Annotated in this window: 19 protein-coding genes; 13 read left to right on the forward strand and 6 right to left on the reverse strand. The window is 67.5% G+C overall.

Translation table 11 applies throughout. The annotated features are described in order from the left end of the window. Nucleotides 1-172: 172 nt before the first annotated feature. Nucleotides 173-1,522 (forward strand): phosphoribosyltransferase family protein, encoded by a 1,350-nt coding sequence (locus AC50X6_RS08700; protein WP_494965830.1) that lies wholly within the window; start codon nucleotides 173-175, stop codon nucleotides 1,520-1,522. 25 nt (nucleotides 1,523-1,547) lie between these two features. On the opposite strand, the gene AC50X6_RS08705 is transcribed toward AC50X6_RS08700, so the two are convergent. Beyond that, nucleotides 1,548-2,249, reverse strand: a complete 702-nt coding sequence (locus AC50X6_RS08705; protein WP_494965831.1) for a hypothetical protein — start codon at nucleotides 2,247-2,249, stop codon at nucleotides 1,548-1,550. 85 nt (nucleotides 2,250-2,334) lie between these two features. After that, nucleotides 2,335-2,799 carry a universal stress protein gene (locus AC50X6_RS08710; RefSeq protein ID WP_494965832.1) on the reverse strand — a complete coding sequence of 155 codons (465 nt, stop codon included), beginning with the start codon at nucleotides 2,797-2,799 and terminating at the stop codon, nucleotides 2,335-2,337. 203 nt (nucleotides 2,800-3,002) lie between these two features. On the opposite strand from AC50X6_RS08710, the gene AC50X6_RS08715 reads away from it, so the two are divergent. Together AC50X6_RS08715 and AC50X6_RS08720 are read left to right on the forward strand one after the other, a co-directional pair. Next, a complete protein-coding gene (locus AC50X6_RS08715; RefSeq protein ID WP_494965833.1) occupies nucleotides 3,003-3,875 on the forward strand; it encodes an NAD-dependent epimerase/dehydratase family protein in 873 nt (290 codons plus the stop codon). Nucleotides 3,876-3,928: 53 nt separating this feature from the next. Beyond that, on the forward strand, nucleotides 3,929-4,960 hold the full coding sequence (locus AC50X6_RS08720; RefSeq protein WP_494965834.1) for an aldo/keto reductase: 1,032 nt from the start codon (nucleotides 3,929-3,931) through the stop codon (nucleotides 4,958-4,960). A 50-nt stretch (nucleotides 4,961-5,010) separates the two neighbouring features. Here AC50X6_RS08720 and AC50X6_RS08725 read toward each other — a convergent pair whose 3' ends face one another. Further along, the gene (locus AC50X6_RS08725; protein WP_494965835.1) at nucleotides 5,011-5,772 is read right to left on the reverse strand and encodes a FadR/GntR family transcriptional regulator; all 762 of its coding nucleotides are present in this window, start codon (nucleotides 5,770-5,772) and stop codon (nucleotides 5,011-5,013) included. Nucleotides 5,773-5,913: 141 nt separating this feature from the next. Between AC50X6_RS08725 and AC50X6_RS08730 the strand changes: the two genes are divergently transcribed. From AC50X6_RS08730 to manD, 7 genes are all read left to right on the forward strand, one after another. Further along, nucleotides 5,914-7,209 (forward strand): ABC transporter substrate-binding protein, encoded by a 1,296-nt coding sequence (locus AC50X6_RS08730; protein WP_494965836.1) that lies wholly within the window; start codon nucleotides 5,914-5,916, stop codon nucleotides 7,207-7,209. A gap of 112 nt (nucleotides 7,210-7,321) precedes the next feature. Next, the gene (locus tag AC50X6_RS08735; protein ID WP_494965837.1) at nucleotides 7,322-8,290 is read left to right on the forward strand and encodes a carbohydrate ABC transporter permease; all 969 of its coding nucleotides are present in this window, start codon (nucleotides 7,322-7,324) and stop codon (nucleotides 8,288-8,290) included. Continuing rightward, nucleotides 8,287-9,168, forward strand: a complete 882-nt coding sequence (locus tag AC50X6_RS08740) for a carbohydrate ABC transporter permease (RefSeq protein ID WP_494965838.1) — start codon at nucleotides 8,287-8,289, stop codon at nucleotides 9,166-9,168. Before AC50X6_RS08735 ends, AC50X6_RS08740 begins: the two co-directional genes overlap by 4 nt. 7 nt (nucleotides 9,169-9,175) lie before the next feature. Next, nucleotides 9,176-10,324, forward strand: a complete 1,149-nt coding sequence (gene dgoD / locus AC50X6_RS08745; RefSeq protein WP_494965839.1) for a galactonate dehydratase — start codon at nucleotides 9,176-9,178, stop codon at nucleotides 10,322-10,324. After that, complete coding sequence (locus tag AC50X6_RS08750; protein ID WP_494965840.1) at nucleotides 10,318-11,061, forward strand: bifunctional 4-hydroxy-2-oxoglutarate aldolase/2-dehydro-3-deoxy-phosphogluconate aldolase; 744 nt, start codon at nucleotides 10,318-10,320, stop codon at nucleotides 11,059-11,061. Before dgoD ends, AC50X6_RS08750 begins: the two co-directional genes overlap by 7 nt. Beyond that, complete coding sequence (locus tag AC50X6_RS08755) at nucleotides 11,058-12,068, forward strand: sugar kinase (protein WP_494965841.1); 1,011 nt, start codon at nucleotides 11,058-11,060, stop codon at nucleotides 12,066-12,068. Before AC50X6_RS08750 ends, AC50X6_RS08755 begins: the two co-directional genes overlap by 4 nt. A gap of 65 nt (nucleotides 12,069-12,133) precedes the next feature. Next, complete coding sequence (manD, locus tag AC50X6_RS08760; protein WP_494965842.1) at nucleotides 12,134-13,363, forward strand: D-mannonate dehydratase ManD; 1,230 nt, start codon at nucleotides 12,134-12,136, stop codon at nucleotides 13,361-13,363. A 35-nt stretch (nucleotides 13,364-13,398) separates the two neighbouring features. Here manD and AC50X6_RS08765 read toward each other — a convergent pair whose 3' ends face one another. Next, the gene (locus AC50X6_RS08765; RefSeq protein ID WP_494965843.1) at nucleotides 13,399-13,608 is read right to left on the reverse strand and encodes a hypothetical protein; all 210 of its coding nucleotides are present in this window, start codon (nucleotides 13,606-13,608) and stop codon (nucleotides 13,399-13,401) included. Between the two features lie 58 nt (nucleotides 13,609-13,666). Further along, a complete protein-coding gene (locus AC50X6_RS08770) occupies nucleotides 13,667-14,809 on the reverse strand; it encodes a DNA alkylation repair protein (RefSeq protein WP_494965844.1) in 1,143 nt (380 codons plus the stop codon). A gap of 87 nt (nucleotides 14,810-14,896) precedes the next feature. On the opposite strand from AC50X6_RS08770, the gene AC50X6_RS08775 reads away from it, so the two are divergent. After that, nucleotides 14,897-15,679 (forward strand): phosphatase PAP2 family protein, encoded by a 783-nt coding sequence (locus AC50X6_RS08775; protein ID WP_494965845.1) that lies wholly within the window; start codon nucleotides 14,897-14,899, stop codon nucleotides 15,677-15,679. Nucleotides 15,680-15,719: 40 nt separating this feature from the next. Further along, entirely contained in the window at nucleotides 15,720-16,028 is a 309-nt protein-coding gene (locus AC50X6_RS08780; RefSeq protein WP_494965846.1) for an MmcQ/YjbR family DNA-binding protein, read from the forward strand. A 75-nt stretch (nucleotides 16,029-16,103) separates the two neighbouring features. Here AC50X6_RS08780 and AC50X6_RS08785 read toward each other — a convergent pair whose 3' ends face one another. Beyond that, nucleotides 16,104-16,688 (reverse strand): dihydrofolate reductase family protein, encoded by a 585-nt coding sequence (locus AC50X6_RS08785; protein ID WP_494965847.1) that lies wholly within the window; start codon nucleotides 16,686-16,688, stop codon nucleotides 16,104-16,106. Nucleotides 16,689-16,765: 77 nt separating this feature from the next. Here AC50X6_RS08785 and AC50X6_RS08790 point away from each other — a divergent pair, with 77 nt between their 5' ends. Next, a complete protein-coding gene (locus AC50X6_RS08790; protein WP_494965848.1) occupies nucleotides 16,766-17,347 on the forward strand; it encodes a TetR/AcrR family transcriptional regulator in 582 nt (193 codons plus the stop codon). Nucleotides 17,348-17,471 lie beyond the last annotated feature (124 nt).

The following is a 17,471-nucleotide window of genomic DNA, read 5'->3' on the forward strand; positions in this document are numbered from 1 at the left end:
CCACGCACAACCGGTGTCCCGGCCGGAGCCGAATCCGGGCACAAAGGCCCTCACCTCCCGGCGGTTCCTGACCCATAGTGGGAGGGAGCGGCCACATGGCCTATTTTCCCAGCCTGCGGAGCGTATGCCTGGATGAGCCCACGGCCGCTGTCCCGACTGGAAAGCCATGCTGATGAGCATTTTCGAAGACAGGGTCGACGCCGGCCGGCAACTGGGGAGGCGCCTGGTGGAACTGCGGGGCCAGGACATAGTGGTCCTGGGCCTACCCCGCGGCGGCGTCCCGGTGGCGTTCGAGGTTGCCGCGGCGCTGGACGCGCCCCTGGATGTGATCGTGGTGCGGAAACTCGGCCTTCCCTACCAGCCGGAGCTTGCCATGGGGGCGGTCGGTGAGGGTGGCGCGCGGGTGCTGGAAGAGCACGTACTCGCGCATTCCCGGGTATCCCAGCAGGAGTTAACGGCCGTCGAAGAGCACGAACGCGCCGTGCTGGAGAACCGGGTGGCCCGGTTCCGGAAGGGACGGACCCGGCAGGACCTCACCGGGCGCACCGCCGTGATCGTCGATGACGGCATCGCCACCGGATCCACTGCCCGGGTAGCTTGCCGGGTCGCGCGGAAGCTCGGCGCCGCACGGGTGATCCTGGCCGTGCCGGTGGCTCCGGCCGATACCTTGGCGAGCCTGTCCGAGCCGGATGAGCTGGTCTGCCTGGCCACGCCCCGGCAGTTCTCCGCCGTCGGCTACCATTACCGGGACTTTTCTCCGACCGAAGACGGCGAGGTGGTGCAGCTTCTCGACGCCGCAGCCAAGCGCCTGCAAGCCTCGCCGCCTGTTTCCAGCAACGGGGCGGGTGCCGCAGCCCAGCATGCCGCGGACTTGGATGAGGACGTGGAGATCCCGTGCCAAGACGTGCGGCTACAGGGCCGGCTGCACCTTCCCGTTCCGGCCCGGGGAGTGGTGCTGTTCGCGCACGGAAGCGGCAGCAGCCGGCACAGCCCGCGGAACAGATTCGTCGCGGGCATGTTGCAACAGGCGGGGCTCGGCACCTTGCTGCTGGATCTGTTGACGCCTGGCGAGGAACGCAACCGCGCCAACGTCTTCGACATCGACCTGCTGGCGCGCCGGCTGTCTGCGGCCACGGACTGGCTTGCCATGAGGGACGACACCGCCTCCTGCAAGGTGGGCTACTTCGGCGCGAGCACGGGCGCCGGCGCCGCACTGCGGGCGGCCACGGAACCCGCCGCGAGGATCGACGCCGTCGTCTCCCGCGGCGGCCGGCCGGACCTGGCCGGCCCCCGGCTCCCGGCCGTCCGGGCGCCCACCCTCCTGATCGTGGGCAGCTACGACCACGAGGTGCTCGAACTCAACCGCAAGGCGAAGTCCATGATGCGCTGCCCCAACCAGCTGGCCGTCGTCCAGGGCGCCACCCATCTTTTTGAGGAACCCGGCACACTGGCGGCGGCCGCCATTCTCGCCAGGGACTGGTTTGTGGAATACCTGCTGCCCCCCAGGCAACGCCGGCGATGATGCTTGTCTTAGCCGATTTCGCCGTTTACCTCCCGAAACTCGGCGGGCGGCTGCCCTCGGCCCGGGACTTAATGCCGAGAAGCATACGCCGCTCCATCAGGAATTGCAGCGGTTCCAGTAGCGGGCGGAAGACCAGCCCCAACGGCAGGGGCGAATAGTCGTAGCGGGTGCGGGACAGTAACCGCGTGGTGCGGGCGTCCACCGGCAGCAACACGAAAGTCCAGCCCAGCTCGAGGCGCGGGCCGGTGGCAGCACCGCCGGCGGAGGTGATCCTCCCGGTGCGCGGATCCATCGTGCCGCCGAGGGCCAGCACGGCCGCGGTCTCCAAGCGCCGGACCGGAATCCCGACGTCGGGCGCCAGCGGGATGACATCACCGACGTCGAGCTGCTGGAATTCCGGGAGGATCCCGTCCGCGCTGTGCATGCCCAGGCCTGCTGCGTTCTCCAGCGCATCGTAGCTGTACATGCCGCCCCGCCCTGCTCCCAGCTGGACGAGCCACGGCCAGATCCGCTCGGCCGGTGCCGCGATGGTCACGGCCCGGGTGGTCTGCATGCGCGGCGTCTGCACCAGCTCGTCACCGGGCAGCGGTCCGGCGGCCTCCTGCACCGTCGCACCCCACTTCAGCAGCCGGGGCCGGACGGCGAGGACATAGGCGACGGCTGCCGCTGCCGCGGCCAGGGCCGCCAGCGGGCCACGAAGCCGGATTGCCGGCCGGGAACTGCTCATGATCTAGCCACTTTCTGCAGCTGGTGCTGGTCTCGCCAACGCGCGGTGGGAATCGAGAGCGCCCGGACCGGCCACCGGCTCAATGTCATCCTGCAGCCTGGTCTTTTCCTGCCCCCTGGCCGACCACGAGCACCGGGCAGTAGGCATGGGCCGCGCAGGCGCCGCTCACCGAACCCATGACCTGGGCCAGGAATCCGCCCCGCCCGCGCCTGCCGACCACCAGAAGTTGGGCGTCGCGGCTCTCATCGACGAGGACCTTGGCCGGTGGGCCGAACTTCACCGTCTTAGTCAGCCCATCCGGCAGGGCGCTGCCGAAAGCCCGTTCAAGGGACTGGTCCACGAGGCGCTTGGCCGTCTCCTCCAGTTCGGTGGTGGTAGCCGTCCGCTCTTCGGGAAGGTGGGAGGCGAGGAAGAAATCCGATGTGCCCACGCAGGTGACAACCTCCAGCGGGGCGTTCAGGCCCGCCGCCATGCGCCCGGCGAGCCGGAGCGCCGTCGTCGAAAACTCTGAACCGTCCACGCCCACGACTATCCGCTGATCAACGTTCATGGCCCCCAGCCTGCCCGGTCTTTCCGGCAGAGGCTAGGGCCAAAAGTCATGCGGAAGTCACCTCGCGCGCTGCACCGCACCCGTATTTGGGGGACTCATTGGTCCTGCGCTTGTTCCTACGACGCGGAGGGCCAGCCGCGGGGGCTGTGCACCGTCCCCGGCCCGCTCTAGGGTGGAACAGACCCTACCTAAGAGGAGTACTGATGAGAGTTGCTGTTACCGGAGGAAGCGGAAAGCTGGGCCGGAGCGTCGTCCGGCGGCTGAGCGAGGACGGCCATGAGGTCACCAACCTGGACCGCGCCGGTGTGCGCGGCCACGGCTACACCGAGGTGGACCTGCGCAACTACGGCCAGGTGGTTGATGTGTTCCTGGGGCTGGAGGACCGCCATGCAGGTTTCGACGCCGTCGTGCATCTGGCCGCTATCCCGGCCCCCGGCCTTGCACCGGACGCCGCGACGTTCGAGAACAATATGCAGGCCACGTACAACGTTTTCCAGGCCGCCCGCCGCGCCGGGATTAAGAGGATTGTCTACGCCTCCAGCGAGACCGTGCTGGGGCTGCCGTTCGACGTCGACCCTCCCTATATCCCGGTGGATGAGGAATATCCGGCCCGGCCGGAGAGCACCTACTCGCTGGTCAAGCACCTCGAGGAGCAGATGGCCATCCAGCTCACCCGCTGGGACCCCGAGCTGAGCATCACGGGCCTGCGGTTCTCCAATGTGATGGACCCCGAGGACTATGAGGAGTTCCCCGCCTTCGACGCCGACGCGACCCTGCGCAAGTGGAACCTCTGGGGCTACATCGACGGCCGTGACGGCGCGCAGGCCGTGGCCCGCGCCCTGGAGAACGCGAATCCCGGCTTTGAGGCGTTCATCATCGCCAACGAGGACACCGTGATGAGCCGGTCCAGTGCGGGCCTTGCCGCGGAGGTGTTCCCGAACGTCCTGGTGGTCAAGGAGCTCGGCGAGCACCAGACCATGCTCTCGATCGACAAGGCCAAACGTCTGCTTGGCTACGCGCCCGAGCACAGCTGGCGGAACTATCACCCGCTCCGCACCACCCCGACCGAAGACTGACCTGAACACCACGGACCCGCTCACCACTGACACGGACACTACTGAGGAGAATCATGCAATACCGCACCCTGGGTAACAGTGGCGCCGTGGTCTCCAGCTATGCGCTGGGTACCATGACGTTTGGCGCCGAAGCCACCGAGGAGCAGTCCCACGCCATCCTCGACGACTACCTCGCGGCGGGCGGCAACTTCATCGACACCGCCGACGTCTACGCCGCCGGCGTCTCGGAGGAGATCATCGGCCGCTGGCTCGCCGCCCGCCCGAAAGCCCGCGACGAGGTGGTGCTGGCCAGCAAGGGCCGCTTCCCGATGGGCACGGCCCCGAACGACGTCGGCACCTCCCGCCGGCACCTGACCCGGGCGTTGGATGGTTCGCTGCAGCGGCTGGGCGTGGAACAGATCGACCTGTACCAGCTGCACGCCTGGGACCCGGTCACCCCGCTCGAGGAATCGCTGCGGTTCCTGAACGACGCCGTCAGCAGCGGGAAGATCGCGTACTACGGCTTCTCCAACTTCCTGGGCTGGCAGCTGACCAAGGCCGTGCACCTGGCCAGGGCCCACGGCTGGAGCGAACCCGTGACGCTGCAGCCGCAGTACAGCCTGTTGGTCCGCGAGATCGAGTCCGAAATCGTGCCCGCCTCGCTCGACGCCGGCATCGGCTTGCTGCCCTGGTCGCCGCTGGGCGGCGGCTGGCTCTCCGGCAAGTACAAGCGTGATCAGCCGCCCACCGGCGTTACAAGACTGGGCGAGAACCCGGACCGCGGAATGGAGGCCTGGAAGGGCAGGAACGCCGACCCGCGGACCTGGGAAATCATCGAGGAAGTCGAACACATTGCCGGCCGGCACGGCGCACATCCCTCGCAGGTGGCGCTGGCGTGGCTGGCGGACCAGCCGGCCGTGAGCTCGGTGATCCTGGGCGCCCGTACTACCGAACAGCTCGCCGACAACCTTGAGGCTGCGGAGCTCCAGCTGACCGAAGGGGAGATGATGCGGCTCAGCGAGGTCAGCCGGCCGCGCGTCGGGGTGTATCCGTACGGGCCGCTGGCCCAGGAGCAGCGCAGCCGGCAAATCGACGGCGGCCGCTGAAAGAGCAACGCGGGGTCACTTAGCGCCTATCCGACCGCTGTGGATGGGCGCTAAGTGACCCCGCGTTGGTTCTCCGGGGCCGGGTCGCCCTGCTGGCGGATGGACCAGATATCACCCATTTCCTCGGTGGACTGCTGTACGATCCGGCTCATGGCGGCGTGAGCGGCGCTGGCCTCGCCGCGCTGGATGGCGCTCGCCACGTCCGCGTGCAGCTGCAGGGCCTCATGGTGCGGCAGATGCGGCATCAGGCCGTGTTCGGTGCGCCCGGTCAGGACCTCGGTGACGAGGTTGTGCAGCTGGGAAAACATGGCGTTTCCGGAGGCCTTGAGCACTGCGGCATGGAATTCGATGTCCTGACGGAGGAATTCGTCGTGGTCTCCGCGCTGGCCCGCCGCCCAGAGCCGCGCCGCCCGCGAGACGAGGTCGCTGCCGGCGTCCCAGGAGGCGCGCTCGGCGGCGAGGCGCGCAGCCTGGGGCTCGATCGCGCCGCGGAGTTCGTTCAGCGCCTGCAGCTGCTCCAGGCGTTTCGAGGAGGCGAGCCGCCAGCGAATCACCTGCGGATCGTAGGCGTTCCAGGAGTCTTCCGGCTGCACCACGGTGCCCAGCCGCCGTCGTGATTCCAGCATTCCCTTGGAGGAGAGCACCCGCGTGGCCTCCCGGACCACCGAGCGGGAGACGCTGTGCTGCGCCTCGAGCTCGTCCAGGCGCAGGATCGAGTGCGGCGCCAGGGTCCCCTCGGCAATAGCGAGTCCCAGGTTTTGGACCAGCACGGAATGCAGGTCTGCCGGGGACTCCGCCTTTGGGGATTTCATAAATAAATCATACGGGTGGGGCGCAAGGGGTTGTTTAAGTCTGCTTTATTTCTCTAAGATCGCTTCCAGAGCAGATGTAAAGATGCATCTGCGGCCGGCTGGACCGTGACGCCCAGCCCCTAACCAACCAAGGGAGTCGTAATGAAGCGACGTTCGATCATGCAGTACGCGGCTGCCGCCGCGGCCCTGACTCTGGGCCTCACCGCCTGTGGCGGAGCCAGCGGCAGCAGCGATGCCAAAGCCGCCGGCACCGTCCGGGTCACCCTCGCGAACCATGTCTGGACCGAAGGCATCAAAGCCGCCATTCCGGAATTCGAGAAGTCCAGCGGCCTCAAGGTCGAACTGACTCAGCTTGGCGAGGACCAGCTCTCGGACCAGTACAACGTCAAGCTCAATGCCGGCAGCGACGAGATCGACGTCATGATGTACCGCCCGCTGCAGGAGGGCAAGGCGTTCGCGAAGAACGGGTACCTCGCCGACCTGACGTCCAAAGTGTCCTCGGACTCCAGCTGGGACTGGAAGGACTACCAGGAGGGACCGGTCAAGGCCACCACGGCCGACGGCAAAGTGGTCGGCGTCCCGATCATCACCGAACGCGAAGTGCTCTATTACCGCAAGGATCTGCTGAAGGCCGCCGGCCTTGAGGTTCCCAAGACCATGGAAGAGCTCGAAGCAGCTGCCAAGGCCATCAAGGCTTCCTCGCCGGACACCGCGGGCTTCGTGGCCCGCACCGGCAAGTCCGCCGCCGTCACGCAGTTCTCCAGCTTCCTGTACAGCTTCGGCGGCGACTTCACTGATGCCAGCGGCAAGTCCGCCGTCAACACCGACGCCGCCAAAAAGGCCTACGCGTACTACGGCGGCCTGATCAAGAACTACGGCCCTGCCAACGTCAGCACGGACATGAGCTGGCCCGAGGCGATGGCAATCTTCACCCAGGGCAAGGCCGCCTTCTATACCGAGGCCGACTCGCTCTATAAGAACGCCACAGACCCGGCCAAGTCCAAGGTGGCCGACACGGTCGGCTTCGCCGCACTGCCCGCCGGCCCTGCAGGTTCCAAGCCGTACAACATCCCGTCGTGGGGCCTGGCCGTGAACCAGGCCTCGGGCAACCAGGACAATGCCTGGAAGTTCATCCAGTGGGCCACCAGCAAGGAACGCACCCTGGCAGCTCAGAAGGCAGGTGTCCCCGGACCCCGCGCTTCCGTCTGGGCCGATCCCGCCGGCACCTCCACCTACCCGAAGGACCTGGCCGAGGCCATCTCCGCCAGCGCCAAGAACGGCGTCGGCCACGACCGTCCCGAGGTTGTCACGGTCGGCAAGGCCCGCGAAATCGTGGGCGGCCCGATTGTCGCGACCATCACCGGCGCTGACGCTTCCGCCGCCGCCGACACGGCCCACGAGGCCTTCCAGAAGTTCCTGGACAGCGAAAAGAAATAGCGCACCCGGCGCACCACGCGCCGTATACCGAAACCGCCCGGTGGGGCGGCGGCCTAACCGTCGCCCTGCCGCGGCCAGCTCTTCACTTCACCCCCGACTCCTTAGGTGAACCATGTCTGTATTGACTCCTCCCCGCAGCGCGCAGGCCCGGCCGCCGTCCGGCCGCAACGCCGGCCGCGCCGCCAGCGCCCGTGCGAACTTCTCCGCCTGGGCCAACCGGCACCGCAAATGGCTGTTCGCCGCCCCCGCCATGATCTTCGTCGGCGTCCTGATCATCTTCCCGCTGGCCTGGACCCTGTACCTGAGCCTCACCGATTCGCAGGGCTCCGTCCGCGCCGCGTCCGAGTTCGTCGGACTTCAGAACTACGGGACAGTCCTTTCCGACGCCGAACGCTTTTGGCCCGCCGTCGGACGTACCCTGTCCTTCACCGGCGTCGCCCTGATCTGCGAAGTCGTGCTGGGCATGTGCATCGCCCTGCTGCTGTGGCGCCCCTTCCGCGGCGAAAAGTGGGTCCGCGTGGCCATCCTGCTCCCGCTCGTCGCCACCCCGGTGGCCGTCGGCATGATGTGGCGGCTGATCTTCGATCCCAACATCGGCTTCGCCAACCAGCTGCTCGGCATGATCGGCATCCCGCCCCAGCCCTGGCTCTCCGGCCAGGACACCGCGCTGGGCACCACCATCTTCATGGACGTGTGGCAGTGGACGCCCATGGTGGTGCTGATCCTGCTCGCCGGCCTCACTTCCCTGTCCGAGGAGCCCGACGAGGCGGCCCGGATGGACGGTGCCAACGCCGCCCAGCGCTTCTTCTACATCACACTGCCCCTCATGATGCCGACCGTGATCGTCGCCATCCTGCTCCGTGGCATCGATGCCCTGAAGACCTTCGACATCCTCTACGCCACCAAAGGCAAGGGCGGCGGTTCCTTCCACGAGGTGGAGACCCTCAACGTCTACGCCTACGGGCTGAGCTTCGACTACAACCAATACGGGCTGTCCTCCGCGGTGCTGATCCTGTTCTTCATGATCATCGTCGGCTCCATGTGGCTGCTGACCATGCGCAAGAAAGCGGTAAGCAAATGACCGTCCTGACCGATCCCAAAACCGCCGCCGCCCGGCCGGCGCCGGCGCCGCGCCGCCGCAAGCCGCTGGGCACCCGCGCCTACAAGGTCTTCCGCGTCGTGGCACTGATCGCCGTGGTGCTGTTTCTGGTGGCCCCGCTGTTCTGGATGCTGCTGGCGTCCTTCAAGACCAATGTGGACATCTACGACACCGGCAAGTCGTTCTTCTTCACCCCCACGGGCGAAAACTATGCGAACGTGCTGCAGCGCAACAACTACTTCGTCTTCATCTTCAACAGCTTCTGGGTCGCCTTCGTCTCCACGGCCCTCTCCCTGGTCCTCGGTGTCCCGGCCGCCTACGCGATGAGCCGGTTCACGATGCACCGCTCGGCCCTCGTGGTCCTGATGGCGCGCGTCATCCCGGGTGTCTCGCTGCTGGTGCCCTGGTACTACGTCTTCTCCAACCTAAAGATGGTGGGCGGCTTCGAGGTCCTCATCCTCAGCCACATGTTCGTTGCGCTGCCGCTGATCGTCTACATCATGATGAGCTACTTCGATTCGATGCCGCTGGAGCTGGAGGAATCAGCCCAGGTGGACGGGCTGACCCCGATCGGCGCCTTCCGCCGCATCACGCTGCCGCTCTCGGTCGGCGGCATCGCCACCGCCGCCATCCTGTCCTTCATCTTCTCGTGGAACAACTTCATGTTCGCCCTGGTGCTCGCCGGCTCCAAGACCAAGACCCTGCCGGTCGCGATCTTCGACTTCGTCTCCTACGCCAGCATCGACTGGGGCGGACTCATGGCGGCCGCCACCGTGGTCACCATCCCGATCATGATCATTGCGCTCTTCACGCAGAAGTACATCGTCTCCGGCATGACCGCCGGCGCGACCAAGGGCTAGGCCACCGATGACACTGATCAGCAGGATTGAAACCTTCCTCGTTGCCCCGCGCTGGCTGTTCGTCCGGATCGAGACGGACAGCGGCATCGTCGGCTGGGGCGAGGCCAGCTGTGAAGGCCGGAGCGAAACGGTCCGCACCGCCGTCGACCAGCTTTCCGAGCTGCTGATCGGCAACGACGCGCTCCGGATCGAGGACCACTGGCAGGTCATGACCAAGGGCTCCTTCTACCGCGGCGGCCCCATCCTCGCCAGCGCCGTGTCCGGTCTGGACCAGGCGCTCTGGGACATCGCCGGGAAGCACTTCAACACCCCCGTGCACCAGCTCCTCGGCGGCCACGTCCGTGACCGGATCCGGATGTACGGGTGGGTGGGAGGTGACGAGCCCAACGAGGTGGCCGACCAGATCAGCGCGCAGCTGGAGGTCGGGCTCACCGCCGTCAAAATGAACGCCAGCGGCCGGATGAGCCCCATCGCCACCGTGGCGGAGCTCGACGGCGTCGTCCGCCGCGTCGCCGCCGCCCGCGAGGTCCTCGGGGACCACCGCGACGTCGCCGTCGACTTCCACGGCCGCTTCAGCCTGGCCAACGCCCGGCGGGTGGCGCCGCTGCTGGAACCGTACCGGCCCTTCTTCCTCGAGGAACCCATGGTCCCGGAAAACACGCACCTGCTGCGCGAGTTCACCTCCAGCACCACGACGCCGGTGTCCACCGGTGAGCGGCTCTACAGCCGGCAGGAATTCCTGCCCGCGCTGCAGGCCGGCATCGCCGTGGCGCAGCCGGACCTCTCCCATGCCGGCGGCATCACCGAGGTCCGCAAGATCGCCTCGCTCGCCGAGATCTACGAGGTCCAGCTCGCCCCGCACTGCCCGCTGGGCCCGCTGGCACTGGCCGCCTGCCTGCAAGTGGGCTTCGCGACGCCCAACTTCCTGATCCAGGAGCAGAGCATCGGGATCCACTACAACCAGGGCGCCGAAGTCCTGGACTACGTGGTGGACAAATCCCCGCTGAAGTTCGTCGACGGCCACATTGAACGCTTGACCGGCCCGGGTCTGGGGATCGAAATCGACGAGGCCGTGGTCCGCGCCGCGGACAAGCGGGGCCACGCCTGGCGCGGGCCCGTCTGGCGGCACCCCGACGGAGCCTTCGCCGAATGGTGACGAGCGCCAACCTGGGCGCCGGCATGGTGAACCCGGAGCTGGACCCTATGAAGGAGAACACCAGCATGGTGAACACCCCGACCCCCGATTTCCTGCTGGCCGGAATCCAGGAGGCGCGGCTCGTGGCAATCGTGCGAGGCACGGACGGCACGGCAGCAGCGAAGGCGGCCCTCGCGGCGATGGAGGAGGGCTTCCGCTTCGTTGAAATTGCCCTGACGACGCCGGGCGCCCTTGCTGCGATCCGCGACGTCCGGGCAGCAGCTCCGGCCCGGTGCTTCGTCGGCGCCGGGACCGTACTGACGGCCCAGGACGTGGACCACGTCGCCGAGGCCGGCGGGCAGTTCATGGTGACGCCGTCGCTGGCGCCGTCCATCGACGAGTCGGCGCGCCTGGGCATTCCCGTGCTGGCCGGAGCGTTGACCCCGAGCGAGGCGTACGAGGCCATGAACCGCGGCGCCACCGCGATCAAACTCTTCCCCGCCTCCATCGGCGGGCCGGGCTACCTCAAGGCCCTGCGCGATCCGTTCCCGGGCATCCCCTTCATCGCGGTCGGCGGCGTGGGGCTTGACGAAGCAGCGGGCTATTGGGAAGCCGGCGCCATCGCCGTCGGGCTCGGCGGACCGCTGTTCGGCGACGCCGGCTCGGGCGGCGGGCTCGCCCCGATGCGTGAGCGGGCCCGCCGCTTCGTGGCCCTGGCCGCCGAATTCGGCCGCCCGCGCGCGGGGAGCCTGCGGTGACAGCCGCCGTCGGCCGTGCCCCGGCCCCGGGGGCCGTTGACCTTCTCACCCTCGGCGAATCGATGGTCTCGCTGCGCTCCGCCGGGCCGCTGTCGGCCGGCGGCGGCCTGACCATGCATGTGGCCGGGGCGGAGTCGAACGTGGCCGTCGGCGTCGCCCGGCTCGGCCATCGGGTCAGCTGGGCCGGGGTGGTGGGCGCCGACCCGCACGCCCAGTTCATCCTGCGCCAGCTGCGCTCCGAGGGCATCGGAGTGCAGCACCGCGAGGACGCAGCCCGCAGCACCGGGGTGATGTTCCTCGAGCAGCGCACGGCGGATGTCACCCGCGCCTTTTACTACCGCGCCGGTTCCGCCGGCTCCACCCTCTGCCGGGAGGACGTGGACCGCGCCTTCACGGCGGGCGCCCGGATCCTGCACCTGACCGGCATCACGGCGGCGCTGGGCTCCGACGCCCGGAAGGCCGTGGCGTACGCGGCTGAGCGGGCCGCCGGTGAGGGCATCGTGGTCTCGCTCGACGTCAACTACCGCAGTAAGCTCTGGTCCCGGGACGAGGCCCGCGCCGCCCTCACCCCGCTGGCGGGGTATGTGAGCATCCTGATCGCGTCCGACGACGAACTCGGGCTCGTCGCCTCCGACCCGAACGCGGGTTCTGGCACCGGAACAACTGACGACGCCGAAACGGCGATGGCTGCCGTGCTCCTGGCCCGCGGCGTCCGGGAAGTTGTGGTCAAGCGCGCTGCCGCCGGTGCCGGCGTCCACACCGCAGACGGCCGCTGGGAAACGCCCGCCGTGCCCGTGACCAGCATCGATACGGTGGGGGCGGGGGATGCCTTCACCGCCGGCTACCTCTCCGCCCTGCTCGACGGCGAGAACGTGGCCGGCCGCCTGCAGCGCGCTGCCCTCGCGGGAGCCTTTGCCGTCAGCACCGCCGGGGACTGGGAAGGACTGCCCCGCCGGGACGAGCTGGCGCTGCTCGGCGCCACGCCGGGCGGAACCACCCAGCGCTAGCGGCCGTCTCTCCCGCCACCCGCCATCCACCGAACTCAAACTGACACAGAAAGCCTGGACCTGTTGTGAAAATCATTGCCGCGGAAGTCTTCGTGACCAGCCCGTCCCGTAACTTCGTGACCCTGCGGATCACCACGGAGGATGGTGTGACCGGGATCGGGGATGCGACGCTGAATGGGCGTGAGCTCGCGGTCGCGGCGTATTTGAAGGAGCATGTGGCGCAGCTGCTGGTCGGCAAGGACGCGCACCGGGTTGAGGACACCTGGCAGTTCCTGTACCGGTCCTCGTACTGGCGGCGGGGGCCGGTGACGATGGCCGCGATCGCAGCCGTGGACATGGCGTTGTGGGACATCAAGGGCAAAATGGCGGGGATGCCGGTGTACCAGCTGCTCGGCGGGGCGTCGCGGAACGGGCTGCGCGCCTACGGGCACGCCTCCGGTTCCGATATAGAGTCGCTGTTTGATTCGGTCCGGGAGCACCTGGAGCGGGGCTACAAGTCGGTGCGGATCCAGACTGCGGTGCCCGGGATCAAGGCCGTCTACGGGGTCGGGGCGCAGGCGCAGGCCTCCGGGGAGCGCTACGACTACGAACCGGCCGGCCGCGGCGCGTTCCCGGCAGAGGAGGACTGGGATACCCGGGCGTACCTGCGGCACCTGCCCACCGTGTTTGAGGCGGTCCGGAACGAGTTCGGCCCGGATCTGCCGCTGCTGCACGACGGGCACCACCGGATGACCCCGATCCAGGCCGCGAAGCTGGGCAAGGCGCTGGAACCGTACGATCTGTTCTGGCTGGAGGACTGCACGCCGGCGGAGAACCAGGAGGCGCTGCGCCTGGTCCGGGCGCACACCACCACCCCGCTGGCGATCGGGGAAGTCTTCAACACCGTGTTCGACTTCCAGAGCCTGATCAAGGAACAGCTGATCGACTACGTCCGGGCCGCGTCCACCCACTTCGGCGGGATCTCGCCGTTGAAGAAGGTGATGGACTACGCCGCGCAGTACCAGATCAAGTCTGGCTTCCACGGCCCCACGGACATCTCCCCGGTGGGGTTCGCCGCGCAGCTGCACGTGGGCCTGGCCATCCACAACTTCGGGATCCAGGAGTATATGCAGCACTCGGATGCGACCAACGAGGTCTTCGAACAATCCATGACCTTCACCGACGGGTACCTGCACCCGGGGGAGGCGCCCGGCATCGGCGTCGAATTCAACGCCGAAGCCGCCGCGGCCTACCCCTACCAGCAGGCTTACCTGCCCTACAACCGGCTCGTCGACGGAACTGTCCACGACTGGTAACAGCACCCCGGTGCGGCGGCTACCTGTCTTCCGGCTCAGTGAATGAGCTCCCGGGTCATGCCGAACGGGACCTGGTCCGAGAGGGCCGCGGTGTAGTGGCCCGGCTTGTGGCGCGTGAGCAGGATTCCGTGCGTCCCCGCGGCCATGGCGAGCTGCTGCAGCCCGTGAACAGCGTCGTTCAAGCGTTCGTCCAGGACGTGCCGGTTGTCGACCTGGATCTCAATGGACTCGGTATTGGTGGTCATTGCACTGTCTTTCTTGGCATACTTTGCGTCGGCCCCAATAATTCAAGCGACAATAACGTCATATTTGTGGGTCCGTCAAATCACCATGCAGGGTCGTGGCCGTGGAGGTGTGGACCACAAACCCGGTCGGGGCGTAGCGTACGCCGTTGACCTGCAGTTCCAGTATATGCGCACCTGAATAGTGCACCCTGGTGGTCATCTGGCGGAAGGAGTGGCGCTTGGCGAACGTCCGGGTCTCGCCCGGGGCGAGGACAGGTGTTCCCAGCTTGAACACCTTCACGGCCAGGGTGCCGTTTGCCTTCGCATAGTGCACCGCATAGTCGACGGCGAGGCGCGCCTCCGCGGGGCCGTTGTTGGTGATCTCAAACTCAAAGCCCAGCTCGCCGGGGAGCTCGACGTCGGGGCGGACCAGCCGCGGCGGTGTGACGGCGAGCGACGCCGGCGGGAATCCCAGCAGCTCGAGGGCCCCCGGGTGGGCCTTCTTGAGTAACGTGCGCAGCCCGTGCCGGACAACCCTGGGCGTGTTGTCATCCGGCGCGGCCATCCACGCCGCGGCGGTGGCCACCACCAGATCCGGCGCGTGGCGGGCGAGGTCGTTGAGGTGGTTCGCGACCGAGCGCCGGACGTCCTCCACCGGGTCCCGGTACAAGGCGTCAAGAATCGGCACGGTGGCGGCCGGCCGGGCCACGATCCCGGGGACCCGGATTGCCCAGGGCAGATAAGGCCGCGTCCCCTCGCTGGCGAGCCGGCGGACGTGCCAGTCCGGGTTTGAGGTCCAGCCCCGAACGACTGTCAGCGCCCGGTCCAGATCCGCGGCGAGGAGCCGCCTGACCGCAAACTCAGCGGTGAGCCGCGGCGTCAGTTCGGCGAGCAGCCGCAGGCAGTCATCGAAGTCGCCGGGAGCCGGTGAGGCGAGGGCCAGCGCGACGGCGGTTTCCGTCACCGGCCAGATCATCCAGCCGGTGAAGTCCGGTTCGTCCAGGGCGCGGCGGAAGGTGCCGGCCGCCGTCGGGTAGTCCTGGGGAAGATCCGCGAGCAGGGCACGGCTCACGAGGTCTGTCCGTTCCCGCAGGCTCAGCTCGTCCAGCCCACTGCCGGCCCCGGCCAGCCGGGCCCAGCCGGTGCCGGGTGACGCCGCGGTAAGGATCCGGCGCAGCGCGCCGACAACAGCCGGGTTGATCAGTTCATTCATGGCGCCCATTGGTTCAGGCTATCGGCACCGACGGACCGCCGATCCACGGTAACCTTCAGCGGTAGTCAACACACGGCGCAGAGGCGGGAACCGGGCATGGCGGAAAAGCAAACGGGGAATTCACCGGGCCGGTGGCAGAGCTTCCACGACAAGTTCGTGGTGGAGGAACGCTTCATCAGCGGGCCTGCCCGGAACAGTCTGTACCGGACCGCCGTCGGGCTCATGCTCCTCGGCACCGTGCTGTTCGTCGTGATCCTGGCCGGTGTCCTCGTCCAGGGCGGTCTCACCGCCGTCGACGAACCGGTCCGGTCCTGGCTCCTGACCCTGCGCTCCGAGACACTCACAACCAGCATGATCATCCTCGCGATCGTGTTCGGTCCGGTTGCCCTGCCGGTCATCGTCCTGGTGGTGACCGTGGCCTGGGGGGTGCTGGCACGGCATGCCTGGCGTCCCCTCCTGCTGGCCGCCGCGATGCTGACCGGGGTAATCCTTGCCCAGATCATCGGGCGCACCGTCGGCCGGGAGCGGCCGCCCGTGGAGCTTATGCTCTTCGGCGCCGACTTCACTTTCTCCTTCCCGTCCGGGCACGTCCTCGGCGCGTCAGACTTCCTGCTCGTCGGCACATTCCTGATTTTCTCCCGCCGGCGCAACCATAAGGCCGCCGTGATCGGGTTCGTCCTCGCCGGCATAGGGGTCTTCTTTGCGGCCATCAGCCGGCTCTACCTGGGCTACCACTGGCTCACCGATACCCTTGCCTCGGTGTCCATTTCGTTTGTGGTGCTGGGCGCGGTTATCGCGCTGGACACCTGGCGGACCGCCCGGGTCCGCGGTGAACGGATCACCGGCACGCTTTCGAAGGCAGACTCGAGCGGGGACTAGCTGCCCTTGCCCGTCCGGGGCGCCGGTGCCACAGTTGACCATGGCCACCGAAGACGACGTCCGCCGCGCTGCCCTGGCACTGCCGGGTGTGACCGAGCGGCCCAGCTGGGGCCAGCCGGCCTGGTTTGCAGCCACGCTCATGGCCCGGATCTGGGAAGACGGTGTGCTCACCGTTAAGACCGAGGAACGGGAGGCCCTGGCAGGGACGGCTCCGGAAACCTATTTCTGGACCCCCCATCACGAACGTTCACCGCAGCTTGTCCTGGTCCGGCTGGTCCGGATCGACGTTGAAGAACTCGGGGAACTGCTGGAGGAGTCGTACGGAATCGCCGGCGGACGACGGCGATAGGCACCGCCCAGCGGCCTCGTCGGCGCGGCTGGTTGCCTGTTGCCCATCTATTGATGGTGGACTGGCGACTGGCCTTCACCCCTGGCGCTGAGTTCCGGTCCGGTATATCGCGAGGTTGACCCCGCCCGGCAACGGCTCGATTCCAACGGCCTGCAATTCGCGGGGCCGAGCGTCGCCCCCGAAGAGCGGGATTCCGCCACCAAGCAGAACCGGATTGATTTTCAACTGGATCTCATCGATGAGGTCAACGAGCTGGCCGGCAAGTTCGCCGCCGCCGCACAGCCAGATGTCCAAGCCAGGCTCGTTCTTCAGCTCAGCAATCTGCCCGGCGATGTCGCCTCCCATGACCTCGACACCGGACGGCCCAGGGAGATCCTGATGGGCGACGACGATCTGCCGCAGATGCGGGTAAGCACCGTCGGCCAAGCCAGCATCCACGGCCGGGGCATGGGTGCGGCGACCCATGAGGACGGTGTCGAAACGAAGGGGTGCTTCCGTCACGCCAAATTTTTCTCGCAAGTGCCCCGGGCAGGTTTCGGGGTAGCGAGCAAAGAGGCTCGCCAGGGTTTCAGAATGCACGGGGAAGCAAGAAACGTCGCCCGCTGGGTCGGCAATGAAGCCGTCGATCGAGGTGGCGACGTAGTACACAAGCTGGCGCATAAAAGACTCCAATCAATACAGCTGTTGTAGTTGGCCCTAATGTACAACATTTGTAGTGATTGACGTAGCCTGTCAGCATGGTTTCCAACCCCCGCCGTAGAGTGAACGTCACTGACGCAGCTCTCCTGATCCTCGGACGTGACGGCAGCCGTGCGCTCACCCACCGGGCCGTGGACAGACTTGCAGAGGTTCCCTCGGGAACCTGCGCCAACTACTTTCCAACCCGCGCGACCCTCCTGCTCGCCATGGCCCAGCGCATCTTCGATCGACTTGGGCCTGACCCGGATCACCTCCTGCAGCTCGAGCAGGTGACGGAACAGGATGCGCTAGCGGAATACGCGGGTTACGTCGTCGAGCGCCTCACCCTCAATCCTGATCTCGCCCGCGCCCTCATCGAACTGCGCCTTGAGGCCTCCCGCGCGCCGGAGGTTTACGAGGCCCTCGCGCCGTTCCTGCGTCAGGGCCTGAACGACGACCTTGCCTTCCATCAGGCCCGGGGCCTTGGTGGCGACCCGCTCGTGGTCATTCTTCTGCACCACCTCGTGAACGGCATCCTGCTCGACCACCTCACGATTCCCCTCGACCCCCAGAACGATCCCGTGGCCACCGCCAAAGAAGCAGCCGCGCGGATTGCTTCGAAAGCCGCCAGCGCCAAGTAATCCTCACCGTACGACCGTCGGGTAGCCATATTGCTCCCACTTACTCCGGGCCGAGCCGCTTGCGCCGGCCGGGGCTCTGGGCCAGCCGGCCAACGCCACCAACTCATCCTGAACCCGGCGCTTG

Source organism: Pseudarthrobacter sp. HLT1-7 (assembly GCF_059383435.1).